The sequence below is a fragment of the Planosporangium spinosum genome, assembly GCF_049999945.1.
Taxonomy (GTDB): domain Bacteria; phylum Actinomycetota; class Actinomycetes; order Mycobacteriales; family Micromonosporaceae; genus Planosporangium; species Planosporangium spinosum.
Window position 1 is genome coordinate 172757 of sequence record NZ_JBLYUB010000016.1, and the last position, 12765, is coordinate 185521.

Sequence of the window (12765 nt, forward strand, 5' to 3'; positions counted from 1 at the left end):
TACCGGCTCAAGGAGGCCACCGCAGTGACCACGCAGGCGAGCACAGCCGGCGCGAACGTCGCCGGTCCGAGCGACGACTGGCGGATCTACCGGGGCAGCGGCCAGCAGTCCGACGACATCGTGCGGCTGCCGCCCCCGCCGCGCTGGCGCCGGTTCGGCGGCGGCCAGGAGCTGATCGAGCCGCGGTTCCCGGCCGACGACGGGTCGGCCGAGCGCGCGGACGGCTACCAGATCAGCGATGAGGCGATCGAGATGGTGAACGCGGCGCTGTACCTGCGCCGGCCGCTGCTGGTGACCGGCAAGCCGGGTACCGGGAAGTCCACCCTGGCGTACAGCATCGCGTCGGAGCTGATGCTCGGCCCGGTGCTGTACTGGCCGATCACCAGCCGCTCGAAACTGGACGACGGGCTGTACCGGTACGACGCGATCGGCCGGCTCCAGGAGAGCAACCTGCTGCACGCGGCCGACCGCCCCGGCGACGTCCTCGACGTCGGGCGGTACATCACGCTCGGCCCGCTCGGTACGGCCCTGCTGCCGCAGCGGCGGCCCCGGGTGCTGCTCATCGACGAACTCGACAAGAGCGACATCGACCTGCCCAACGACCTGCTGAACGTGTTCGAGGAGGGCCGGTTCGAGATCCCCGAGCTGGTGCGGCTGAGCGAGGAACAGAGCGTCGTCGAGGTGATGACCGCCGACGGCACGGACCGGGTACCGATCCGCCGCGGTGTGGTGCGGTGCCACGCCTTCCCGGTCGTGGTGATCACCAGTAACGCCGAGCGGGAGTTCCCGCCCGCGTTCCTGCGCCGCTGCCTGCGACTGGACATCCGGCCGCCGGACGAGCGGACGCTCACCAGGATCGTCACTTCGCTGTTGGGCGAGGAGGCGGCCGCGCGCAGCGCGGACCTCATCACCCAGTTCCTCAACCAGCGCGACCGCGGCGACGTGGTCACCACCGACCAGCTACTCAACGCGATCTACCTGGTCACCTCCGGGATCCTGCCGCCGGAGTCGACCCGGGCCCGGCTGCGCAGCAACCTCATCCGCGACCTCAGCTCCACCGGCCTCCAATGATCGACAGGCTGATCGCGGGGCTGGGGGACGCCGCGGGCGCGCTGACCGCGACGTCGATCGCGGAGGCCCTGTGGTTGGCTCGATACCTGCCGCCGGCCCAGCCGGTACCCGCGGGCGAGCCGCCGCCGGCTCCGACCGCCGGCCTCGGTCAACCGGGGAGGACCACATCCACCGGGGACGGTCAGCGTACGGACCGGCCCCGCCCGGCCGAGGGCTCCGCCGCGGGCCGGCCCGGTCGCTCCGGCTCGGCGTCGATGCACCTGGCCGGCGGCGAACACGGGCGCGCCGACGCCGACACCATCGCGGTCGGCAGCCCGGCCGTACCGGCGCTGCCGCACGCCCTGGCGCTCGGCCGGGCGCTCGCCCCGCTGCGCCGCGCGGTCGAGTCGACCCGGGAACGGGAATTCGACGAGCAGCGCAGCGTCGAGCTGACCGCCGAGACCCGCACCCTCCAGGTCGTCTTCTCCCCGACCCGGGACCGCTGGCTCGACCTGGTACTGGTCGTCGACTCCAACCCATCGATGGTGGTGTGGGAGTCGACCGTCGCCGAGATGGTCACCCTGGCCGGTCGCCTCAACGCCTTCGGCAGCGTCCGGGTGTGGCGGATGCGGCCCGACGGAAGCGGGCGGAGCCCGGTGCTGAGCGCCGGCGGCACCGACGCCGCCCGCGACCCGCGGGAGCTGGTCGACCCGGCGGGCCGGCGGCTGGTGCTGGTGTTCAGCGACTGCATCGCCCCGATGTGGGACTCGCCGACGCTCAGGCAGTGGCTGGAGATGTGGGGCCGTTCCGGCCCGGTCGCCGTGATCCAGCCGCTGCCGCAGCGGCTGTGGCACCGCTGCCGGCCGCCCATGCACCTGGTGTCGCTGCACCCGCCGTTCGCGGGCGCGCCGATGGCACGGATGCGCCCCGAGTCGCGCGACGGTACCGTCACGATCCCGCCGGACGCGGTCGCGATCCCGGTCCTCGAGCTGACCGCGCCGTGGCTCACGACCGGAGCCTCACTGATCACCGGCCGGACCGCCGGGCCGATCAGCGCGGTCGCGATGCTGACCCGACGGGCGCCGGAGGAGATCGCGGCGGACGGCGAGGCCCTGGACCAGGCCGGTGGCGGCACTCTCGCCGACCTGTCCGCCGAGGAGCAGGTCCGCGAGTTCCGGGCCAGCGCCTCGACCAACGCCCGGCACCTCGCCGAGTTCCTCGCCGCCGCGCCACTGACCCTGCCGGTGATGCGGCTCGTCCAGCGCCTGATGCTGCCCGAGTCGCTCCCCCACGACCTGGCCGAGGTGTTCCTCAGCGGCCTGCTGTACCGGGTTACGCCGCCGGACCGGCGGGTACCGGCCGACCGGATCCTGTACGACTTCCGCAAGGGCGTACGGCAGGCGTTGCTCACCGGTCTGCGGGCGGGCGAGGCCCTGGCCCTGCTCGACGACGTGTCCCAGTTCGTCAACCAACGGATGGGCACGTCCTTCGACTTCCCGGCGCTGCTGGCCGGCCAGGACGGCGACATACCGGCCACCGAACTGGGCCGCCCGTTCGCCGCGGTGACCCGCGAGGTCCTCGTCGCGCTCGGCGGCCGGTACGCCGATCTGGCCGAACGCCTGCTACCCGAGCGGGACAGCGAGTACGACACCGACGACGACTCACCGCAACCGGCGCGACGCGGACGCACGAGAGGGCGCCACAAGGGAGTAGACGTGACCGAGCGCATCGACGATCACGGTGACAGCCTCCAGGGCACGGCGAGCCGGCCGGCGGTCTGGGGCGACGTGCCGCCACGCAATCCCGACTTCACCGGCCGTGAGGCGCTGCTGCGCAACCTCCGGCGCCAGCTGACCAACCGGGCCACCGCCCTGCTGCCGCACACCCTGCACGGGCTGGGCGGGGTGGGCAAGACGCAGCTCGCGGTCGAGTACGCCTACCGCTACGACTCCTACTACGACCTGGTCTGGTGGGTACCGGCGGAACAGCCGGCGCTGTTCCGCCAGTCGCTGACCGCGCTGGCCCGGCGGCTGGACCTGGTACAGCCTGGCGACGTCGACGTGGCCCGGGCGCTGAACAGCGTGTACGACGCGCTGCGCACCGGCCGGCCGTACAAGCGCTGGCTGCTCGTGTTCGACAACGCCAACCGGCCCGAGGAGCTGGCGCCGTTCCTGTCCAATCCGGGCGGCCACCTGCTCATCACCTCCCGCAACTACAACTGGGCCGGTATCGCGCAGACCGTCGAGGTCGACGTGTTCAGCCGCGCCGAGAGCGTCGAGCTGCTCACCCGGCGGCTGCCTGACATCGCCGAGGAGACCGCCGACCGGCTGGCCCACCTGCTCGGCGACCTGCCGCTGGCGCTGGAGCAGGCGGCCAGCTGGATCGCCGCCACGGCCATGCCGTTCGACGAGTACATCGACCTGCTGGAGAAGCGGACCGTCGACGCGCTGCGCGAGGGCGCGCTGAGCACGTACGACGCGCCGGTCGCGGTCGTGTTCGGCCTGTCGTTCGACCGGCTCGCCGAGCAGAACGCACCGGCCCTGCAACTGCTGGAACTGTGCGCGTTCTTCGGCGCCGAGCCGATCTCGATCCGGCTGCTGCCGATGGGCCGGTACGCCCGCAACCTGCCGGGCGTGCTGGAGGACACCCTGCGCGACGACATCCAGCTGCGCCGGGCGGTCCGTGACATCGGCCGGTTCGGCCTGGCGAAGGTCGACGCCTCCCGCAACAGCATCCAGGTGCACCGGCTGGTGCAGGCGGTGCTGCGGGCGCGGCTGTCCGAGGAGCAGCGCGAGGGGTACCTGCGCAGCGTCCAGGAGATCCTCGCCGCGTACAACCCGGGCGACCCGACCGACGACCCGAAGACCTGGGACCGGCACGCCGAGATCGGCCCGCACGTGGACGCCTCCGAGGCGGTGCACAGCGACCTCGCCGACATCCGCAACGTCGTCCTCGACCAGGTCCGCTACCTGTATGTCACCGGCGACTACGTCAGCAGCCGGGAGCTGGGGCAGAAGGCCTACGACGTGTGGCGGGAGAAGCTGGGCGAGGACCACGTGCTCACCATCGTCACGGCCCGGTTCCTCGGCAACGCGATGCGCTCGACCGGCGACGCCGCCGCGACCCGCGAACTGAACGAGCGGACCCTGGCTGTCGCCCGCCGGTCACTGGGCGAGGACCACGAGCACACCCTGGCGATCGCGAACAGCGTCGGCGGCGACGTCCGGCTGTCCGGCGACTGGGTACGGTCCAAGGAGATCGACGAGGATCTGCTGGTCCGGCACCGGCGGGTGTTCGGCGAGGACGACCCGAACACCCTGCGGGTGGCCAACAACCTCGGCGTCGACCTCCGCCTGCTCGGCGAGTTCGAGCGGGCGTACGAACTGGACCGGGACACCTGGGCCCGGCGGCGCCGGATCCTCGGCGACGACCACCCGGACACCCTGTTCAGCGTCACCACCGGCCTGTCCCGGGACCTGTACGGGCTGGGCCGCTACGAGGAGGCGATCGAACTCCAGCGCACCTGGCTGCCCCGGCTGCGCGCGCAGCTCGGCGCCAACCACGCCAACGTGCTGCTCGCGTCGCGCATCCACGCCGCGTCGCTGCGCAAGGCCGGCCACGCGCACGAGGCGCTCGACCTGGCGCGGGAGGTGCTGCGGCGCCGGCAGGAGAACTACGGCGACGACCACACCGAGACGATCAGCGCGATGCTGACGCTGTTCACCACCCTCTTCCAGACCGACCGGCTGGCCGAGGCGAAGGTGCTCGGCGAGGAGACCGTCGCCGGGTACCGCCGCGCCGTCGGCGACGACCACGCGTTCACGTACGTGGGGATGACCAACCTGGCGATCGTGCTGCGGCTGGCCGGCGACTACGGCCGGGCCCGCGACCTCGACGAGCGGGCCCTGGCGGGGATGCGGGCCTCCCGCACCCTGGGGCCGGACCATCCGTACACGATCTGCACGGCCATCAACATGTCCAACGACCTGGCCGTCGCGCGCGAGCACCGGGCGGCGGTCCGGCTGCTCCAGGAGATCCTTCCGATCGCCCGCACGGTCCGCGGCGACCGGCACCCGGAGACGCTCGCCTGCTCCGCGAACCTCGCGCTCGACCTGCACGCGATCGGCGAGACCGACGCGGCGCGGCAGCTACGTGACGACACGCTCTCCCGGTTCCGTCAGCTCTTCCCCGACGACCACCCGGACGTCGACGACATGATCCACGGACGCCGGCTCTACTGCGTGGTCGACCCGCCGCCGACGTGACCGGTCCGGCCGGGTGCCCGGGCCAGCCAGCGCGCCAGCGCGACGGGATCCGGTGCCGGCTGTCCCGCGTCGCGGACCGCCCGGTGTACCGCGTACGGCAGTTCCGGGCCGGTCCGCCACACGACCGCGTCCGGGCCGCCGAGCCGGCCCGCGGCGAGGGCCAGCCCGACCCAGCCGCGGCGGTCGTCCGGATCCGCGTCGATCTGGGCGCGGTAGGCCGCCACCGCGGCGGCGAGGTCGCCGTTGACGTACGCCGCGTCACCGGGCGTGGCCGCGGGCACCACCCGGACCAGCTCCGACGGCTGCGCGCAGGCACCGCCGAACCGCGCCGGGTCGGCCAGCCGCAGCAGGGCCAGGTCGAGCCGCGCGCTGTCGTCGCGGGCCCGCACGTCACCGGGGACGACCGCGGTGTCGACCGCGCGCGGCGGCTGCGCCGCACCGGCCAGCCAGGCCGCGCGGACCAGGCGCACCTGGTCCGGGTCGGGCCGCAGGTTGCGCAGCCGCCAGCCGACCCAGTGGTCCTCGGCGGTCGCGGCCGCGATCGTGGCGGCGTCGGCGGGCACGGTGTCGGCGGCGAACGACGACAGCGTCGCGCGCATGCCGGCCAGGAACCGGCGCCCGTCGGCGGTGAACCGGTCGGACTCCTCCAGCGTGCGCAGGGCGCGCCCGACCAGGTGCCGCCAGCGCGCGAACTCTTCGTGTGCGAAGTGCGCTTTCGCTCCTTCGAGTAGGCCACGCTCGGTACGCCAGAAGTCAGTGACGCCCAGGAACGCGTACACGCCCTGCAGCAGTCCGCCCAGCGGCCGGGGGTCGTCGCGCCAGGGCGCGTAGTGCCGGTGGCCGCCGTCGTCGGCGTACAGCGGGACGAGATCCAGCAGGGCGCCCAGCTTCGCGTGCTGGAACTCGTGCAGCAGCGACGACGCGAGCGCCAGGTCGTCGCGCGGCGGGCTCAGCGACACCGCACCGAAGGCGTGCATCGACGTGCCGTTCACGCTGCGGCCGGAGCCCGGCGGGCGCAGCGGCACGATCGTCACCAGGCCGGCCCCGATCGCCTCGGCGTACCGGCGGTGGTGGCGCACCAGGATCGGCCAGGCGTCGTCGAGCAGCCGCTGCCAGCGCCGTACGTCGGCCGGGCCGAGCCGGTCGCTCGCGTGCAGTCCGTGCTCGTCGCGGTACGGGTCGAGGTCGTCGAGCGTCACCGTGACCGCGCATCCGTCCACCGTGGATCGCAGGTGGCGCAGGCCGGTCCAGCCGGGCGCGTCGGCCGCCGGGTCCGGCGGGATCGTGACGTCACCCACCCGGTACTCCCCCGCCTTGCCGACCACGGTCACCACGGCGTCACCCGCCGCGGCCCGGCCGAGCCCGGGCAGGACCACCCGGCCGCCGGTCACGGGTACGTCGAACGTGAACTCGCACCCGGCGCGGACCGCCGCCGCCACGGCGATGGCCGACAGGGCGCCGAGCGCCGGGTGGCGGGCCCCGCCGTCCGTGCGGGCCGCCCGGTACGCGGCGGCCACCCAGGCACCGAACTGCGGTGCGGTGACCGTCTCCGCCACGCTCCTCGGCGCGCCCTCCTGCGCGTACGTGAGCAGTGCGAACGCGTCGTCGAGCCGGGGCGAGCGGGCCACCCGCAGGATCTCGCGCAGCAGCAGCAACCGGCGGCTGAATTGTGCCGCGCGCAGCGCCGCCACGCCGGCCGGACTTCCGTAGCCGGCCGCGAGGTCGTCGAACTCGGTCCCCGGGAGGGTGTGCGTGCGCATCACGTCCGCCGGCCCCCGGCTCGCGTGCGCGTCACGTCGTTCGCCTCGCGATCGTCGCCACGTCGGCCCTGACCCGGTCCCTGATGTGGCCGATGAGCCGGAACAGGTCCGGGCAGTAGACCGACGGGTTCCGGAAGCCGCTGCCGGCCCGGTACCGGTGCGGATAGTAACCACCGCCGCAGACCCGGTGCACCGGGCAGCGCAGGCAGGTTTCCGACAGGGCGCGCAGGCCGCTCTGCCGGGCGACGACGTCGCGGTGTCGCAGGGCGTCGTCGAGCGGATGGTCGAAGACGTTCAGCGCGGTGGAAACCGCGCCGTGGTACGCCGTCCGCAGCGTGTCCACCTGCTCCAGCGCCCCGTCGACGTTCACGACGATGACCGCGACCGGGCTCAGCCCGACCGACTCCGACCGGCTCGCGCCACCCAGGAGGCCGGAGATGATCTCCTCGAAGAGGCGTACCCCGGTCTCCACCCGCGGCGCGCCGTACCAGCGGTCGAACACCGCGATCGCCCAGTCGGCGTACGGGGTGCTGGCGTCGGGTGGCCGGCCGGGCGGCGGAGTGGTCCAGTTCCCGTGCGGCAACAGGAAGTCCATCATCGGGGGCCGGTGCTCCAGCAGCGACTCGTACGTCTCGACCGGCGGGTTGGCCAGGTCGACCACGCACAGGATGCCGGCGTAGATCTCGGGGTGGGCGCGGAGCGCGCGCAGGCCGCGTACCACCGTCTCGTGGCTGGACCGGCCACCGCGCAGCCGGCGGTGCCGGTCGTTCGCGCCCCGGTCGCCGTCCAGGCTGACGCCGACCCGGATGTCCGCGCCGGCCAGCGTCTCGACGCAGCGTTCGGTGAGGAGCGCCCCGTTTGTCTGCACGGTGCACTCGACCGCCGTACCCGGCCCGACCTCACGGCGGAACAGGTCCGCCGCCCGCGCCAGGGTGTCCGGCCCGGACAGCAGCGGTTCGCCACCGTGGAACACGATCTGGATCCGCTTCAGGCCGTGCCGTTCGGCGTGCTCGGCGATCCTCCGGGCGACCTGAGCCATCGTGTCGTCGGACATGGCCGCGGCCAGGTCGCGCCAGGACCGGTCCGCGGCCTCGTACATATAACAGTAATCGCATGCAAAATTGCATTTTGCGGTTGTTTTAACGACGAACTGAGTGAAGGGGGTAACCGCCACCCCCGGTTGGGCGGTGTCGCCGATCGGCGTGGCCGCGAGGGGCATGACGGTCCCGGTCAGACGCTGGACTGGAAGCCGGCCACAGCGTCCTGCGGGCTGTCCATCTCCGCGCGTATCCGGCGCAGGCTCTTCGCCACGGCCGTCTCCGGCAGGTTCCGCAGATCCTCGAGACTAAGGGCGGTGACGTCGATGAGATCGGACCCGAAGGCCCGATCGGCGATGACCGACGGCTCGGTGTCGGCCACACGTTCCACGGGGCGTCCTGATGCGTTCATGGACAGACCTGCCCGACTCGCGAAAGCTGGAACAGCCGCACAGCCACGGCTGGAAAAATTGCATGGGGAAATCGTCGGCGCGCGCCGTCGCCTCCACGGGCGGTGGGGAGGGTGTCGTCGCCGGCCGTCCTTTCGACCGACACGGCCAACAAGCGTCACCACCTCACGCGTAGGACCGGGGCGCACCCCGGACATCCCCCACTGGCAGCGCTTCAATCCTGCCGAACGGGAAATCACTGCTGGTCTCGGGCAGCCGGGAGCCCGGCTGGGGCGACACGCACAGCCAGCGAGACTCTACCGCTAAAGATCCCCTGTGGACAGCGCCGACGAGACTGACGGAAAGTCGGGATCACGCCTCACGGCATTCTCCCGCTACACCGGGCGTGATGCTCCCCCACTCTGCCACCGGCCACCGCTCACCTGAGGCATTTCCAACACGACGACAAGGAACGAATGGCTATCGGCCGTCCTGGCTGTACCACTCCGAGGGCCGGGTGACGAACAGACCTTCCCTCAGGAACCCTGGCGCCATCGACGGGTTCACGCCACGATCATGGTCCCGCTCTTCCAATCTTGGAAAGCTAGGCACCAATATCGGTGCCCAATCTTCCAAGATCCGCGAGACGGGCCAGTTCCGCTTCGTACGGCGCGTGGGACCTCGACTGGACCGGCTGGTGGGGCGACGACCCGCCCTACCACGCCCCGGTGCTCGTGCTGACCCACCACCCGCGTAAGCCGCTCACGATGGCGGGAGGCACGACGTTCACGTTCGTGACCGACGGCATCGAATCCGCCCTCGAACAGGCCCGTAAGACCGCCGGCGACGACGACGTGGCATCGCCGGAGGGGCCGCCACGATCAACCAGTACCTCGCCGTCCGAGCCGCGTCACTGGTCACCCACGTCAGCTACCGCGTACTCCACTAAGGCCTGCTTCAGAAGTCCGAGCAGGCATGCGACGCAGCCTGGGTGCTCAATGACCGATCATGGGCGAATGAGCCAGTACTTCAACGTCAACGGCACGTCGGTGTGGAACCCGGCGTCCACGGTCGCACAGCTCTTCTTCCTCACTGCTCGGGCGATGGTCGTGGTAACCAATAAACCGCACGGCATCCATGATCTTGGAACGGGCGAGTACGACATCGACGTGCCGGCGTATGAAGCGTTCGTTGACGAGCTGGCACGGCGGTACCTGGACAGCGGCCATCCCATTCTCGTCCAGCTCATCGAGGGCTTCCTGCCGACGGCGCTCGCACTGCTACGCAAGGGTGGCGGGGACGTGCCCGTGTTGGCGGAAACCGCTGCTGGGGATCGGGAGCGGGCGTCGTGCGCACCAGGCGGCGTGGTGGCCATCGAACGAGCCGAGCGAGTGCTTGCCGAGGCAACTGACCTGGCTACGAAACTCCCGGCATAACGTTCGGGCCGGACTTCGGAACCGCGCCCTAGGGCGCGGTTCCGATCGTGGTGACTCGGACACCCGGGTACCGGTGCCTGAGTCACCACGGTCTACGAGGAACAGACAGCCTCGCGGTCCCGGAGCTCGCCGACGAGTCGCGCGGTCACCGGCGTGTCGATGCCGTGCCGTCGCGCCGCGCGCAGTACGGCACCGCCGATGGCGTCCAACTCGGTCGGCCGGTCCGCCTCCGCGTCGCGCTGCATCGAGGACCTCATGCCCGCCGGTACCCGGTCGAACATGTCCAGGACCGCCGCCGCGTCCACCCGTACGCCGGCCGCCCCCGCCACCGCGGCCACCTCGCCGATCACCGTTTCGAGGTCGGCCCTCCGCTCGGCGCGTACCACCCCGGCCGGCCCACCGGCGTGCGTGGTCAGCAACGCCAGCGGCGCCAGGAAGGCGAGCTTGTCCCACAGCAGGGCCACCTCGTCGTCACGGACCGTCACGTCCAGTCCGGCCCGGCGCAACTGGGCCGCCAGCGCGTCGACGCGTTCGCGTGGCGCCGTGTCGCTGGCCAGCTCGATCCGGCAGAACGGGCTGGTGTGCGCGATCCGTCCGCCGACCATCACGTCGCCCGCGAAGGCGGCGAGGCTCGCGCGCTCCATGCGAGACCAGGCTGGTAGCTGGGCAGCTTCCTGGCCCGCTACTGCGCCGGGTCCGGGTCGGCCGGATGCCCGCCCGATGTCGCTCCCGTGGGGGGTGGTAGGTCGGCCTCGTCGAGCAGTCGCTGCGGCTGCCTGAGTACTTCGATGCTGCGTGTGACGATCGCGGTTACCGGGGTGGCCAGCGTGAGCCCGGCGACTCCGGCCAGGCCGCCGCCCAGCATCGCGGCGAGCAGGACCACCGGTGCGCTGAGTCGGAGCGTCGCGCCGAAGGCGAACGGGCTGACGAGATTCTGCAGCAGAGTGTTGGCGAGGATGACGACCAGGATCATCCAGGCGGCGGTCGACCGCCCGCCGGCGCCCAGCGCGATCAGCACCGCGAAGACGGATGCCACCGCGGCGCCGAGGTAGGGCACGTACGTGCCGAGGAGGGTGATCACCGCGATCGCGCCGACCAGGGGCACGCGCAGGATCAGCGCGCCGATCGCGACCGCGACGGCGTTGACCGCGCCGAGCAGGGTCAGCCCGACGAAGTAGCGTCGGATGACAGTCGCCGCCTGGTTTAGCAACTGCTGGCCCAGGCGGCCGGGCAGCGGAATCCACCCGGCGGCCCGGGCCGCCATGTCGTGGCCGTCCTTGAGCAGGAAGAAGCAGACGAACAGCGCGACGAACAGGCCGAGCAGGACGTTTACGCCGGTGCCGAGCAGGTTGCCCAGCGCCGGTGCCAGGCCGGCCAGCAGGGTGCCCGACGAGCGCTGCACGGACCGCTCACCGGCCTCGGCGGCGCTGCCGTTCGCACCCACCGAGGCAATAATGTCGTGCACCTTGCCGACGGCGGCGCTCAGGCTCCGGCTGATCTGCTCCCGCTGGTCTGCGATGCCCCAGACAACGAGCACCACCGCGCCGGCGCCCACCGCGATCACGATGAGCAGGGCCACGACGGCGCCGAGCGCGCGGGGCACGCGATGTCGAGCCAGTGCGTCGACGACCGGCAGGAACACGATGGCCAGGAACAGGGCGACCAGCAGTGCGAGCACGATCGGCCGCAACACCATGATCATGACGAGCAGGCCGATGATCAGCAGCCCCACGCCGACGAGCGACCAGGCCAGGGTTCCCGCCGCTCGCAGTCGGTCGGAAAATCGCCGCGGCGGGGCCTCGGCCGGGTCGGTAGACACGGTCACCACCAGTGGAGTTGCGGTATCCCTTCGGCTTGCCGTGCCGGGGTGTCACGGTGCTCGTGCCTCACGGCGACGGTCGTGACGCGGCTGAGCGCGTACGGCAGTGACCAGCCGTGGGCACCAGCCGTACGGGCGCTGCGGTGCGCTGGCACGCAGGACGTGACCAGACGGACCCGTCGTGTGCCTGTCCACTCCGGCGCTCCGCCCGGGTTGTTCGGCGTGGATTCGCGTACGGGTCAGGCGAGGATCTTTGCCTTCTCCCGCTCGTACTCGCTCTGGTTGATGACGCCACGCTCCTTCAGCTCGGTGAGCGTCTTCAGCTCGCCGGCGGTTCCACCGCCCGCCGCCTCCCTTATATAGGTGCGGGCCTTCTGCTCCTGAAGCTGGGCGGCGCGGACCTGCCGCTCGTGCATCTTGCCGCCGCGCGCGATCAGGTAGGACAACACGCCGACCAGTGGAAGGGCGATGACGAAGACCGTCCAACCGGCCTTGGCCCAGCCACCGAGATCGGGGCTGCGGAAGACGTCTACGAGGATCGACACGACCAGGAAGATCCACAACACCCACAGGAAGAACCAGAGCATCGTCAAGAATGCGTCCAACAACGGATAGTTCATCGTCCCGTCCTTCCTGTCCGGGATTTCCGCACGGCGCAGCCGCACCCGTACGCAAGCGTCATCCGCCCCGTGGTCACCCCGCCACACCCGGGACGGGTGATCCCCACCCGGTCCTGGGTGGCTTCGGGTAGTCGTGGCTCATCAGAGGGCTGTCCCCCGCCACTGGCCGGTCGGCCCACGACCTCCGCTGCCGTGGCAGGGGGCCGGCGGTGGAGATCTCCTGGTCTGGCCGAGGCGCCCACGCGCGGATCTTCTTCTCCGACTGAGCTGTGTCAAGGATCTTGGACAGGTCCTCGTGGGTTTGCTGGTCAGGCGGCGATGCGGATCTGGTAGTCGGTGAGGGCTTCGGCTGGGGTGCGGTAGTCGAGCGCAGAGTGCAGCCGCTGCCG

At 71.7% G+C, this 12765-nt stretch carries 9 protein-coding genes; 3 read left to right on the forward strand and 6 right to left on the reverse strand.

The genetic code is table 11. The annotated features are described in order from the left end of the window. Positions 1–24: 24 nt before the first annotated feature. Both ACNTMW_RS21585 and fxsT read left to right on the forward strand, forming a co-directional pair. Entirely contained in the window at positions 25–1071 is a 1047-nt protein-coding gene (locus ACNTMW_RS21585) for an AAA family ATPase (protein ID WP_426635521.1), read from the forward strand. Beyond that, a complete protein-coding gene (gene fxsT, locus ACNTMW_RS21590) occupies positions 1068–5315 on the forward strand; it encodes an FxSxx-COOH system tetratricopeptide repeat protein (RefSeq protein ID WP_426635522.1) in 4248 nt (1415 codons plus the stop codon). The genes ACNTMW_RS21585 and fxsT overlap by 4 nt, the downstream gene beginning before the upstream one ends. On the opposite strand, the gene ACNTMW_RS21595 is transcribed toward fxsT, so the two are convergent. The 3 genes from ACNTMW_RS21595 to fxsA are packed head-to-tail and all read right to left on the reverse strand — an operon-like array spanning position 5285 to position 8494. Beyond that, complete coding sequence (locus tag ACNTMW_RS21595) at positions 5285–7075, reverse strand: HEXXH motif domain-containing protein (protein ID WP_426635523.1); 1791 nt, start codon at positions 7073–7075, stop codon at positions 5285–5287. The two genes, fxsT and ACNTMW_RS21595, sit on opposite strands and share 31 nt — an antisense overlap. Before the next feature lie 31 nt (positions 7076–7106). After that, complete coding sequence (locus tag ACNTMW_RS21600) at positions 7107–8294, reverse strand: FxsB family cyclophane-forming radical SAM/SPASM peptide maturase (RefSeq protein WP_426635524.1); 1188 nt, start codon at positions 8292–8294, stop codon at positions 7107–7109. Between the two features lie 11 nt (positions 8295–8305). Beyond that, positions 8306–8494, reverse strand: a complete 189-nt coding sequence (gene fxsA / locus ACNTMW_RS21605) for an FxSxx-COOH cyclophane-containing RiPP peptide (protein WP_426635525.1) — start codon at positions 8492–8494, stop codon at positions 8306–8308. Positions 8495–9229: 735 nt separating this feature from the next. On the opposite strand from fxsA, the gene ACNTMW_RS21610 reads away from it, so the two are divergent. Beyond that, positions 9230–9937 carry a DUF6086 family protein gene (locus ACNTMW_RS21610; protein ID WP_426635526.1) on the forward strand — a complete coding sequence of 236 codons (708 nt, stop codon included), beginning with the start codon at positions 9230–9232 and terminating at the stop codon, positions 9935–9937. Between the two features lie 92 nt (positions 9938–10029). Here the strand turns inward: ACNTMW_RS21610 and ACNTMW_RS21615 are convergent, their stop codons facing one another. The 3 genes from ACNTMW_RS21615 to ACNTMW_RS21625 form a co-directional block, all read right to left on the reverse strand. Beyond that, complete coding sequence (locus ACNTMW_RS21615) at positions 10030–10581, reverse strand: ketopantoate reductase family protein (protein WP_426635527.1); 552 nt, start codon at positions 10579–10581, stop codon at positions 10030–10032. Positions 10582–10619: 38 nt separating this feature from the next. Next, complete coding sequence (locus ACNTMW_RS21620; protein WP_426635528.1) at positions 10620–11756, reverse strand: AI-2E family transporter; 1137 nt, start codon at positions 11754–11756, stop codon at positions 10620–10622. Positions 11757–11995: 239 nt separating this feature from the next. Then, positions 11996–12376, reverse strand: a complete 381-nt coding sequence (locus tag ACNTMW_RS21625; RefSeq protein WP_426635529.1) for an SHOCT domain-containing protein — start codon at positions 12374–12376, stop codon at positions 11996–11998. Between the last annotated feature and the right edge of the window lie 389 nt (positions 12377–12765).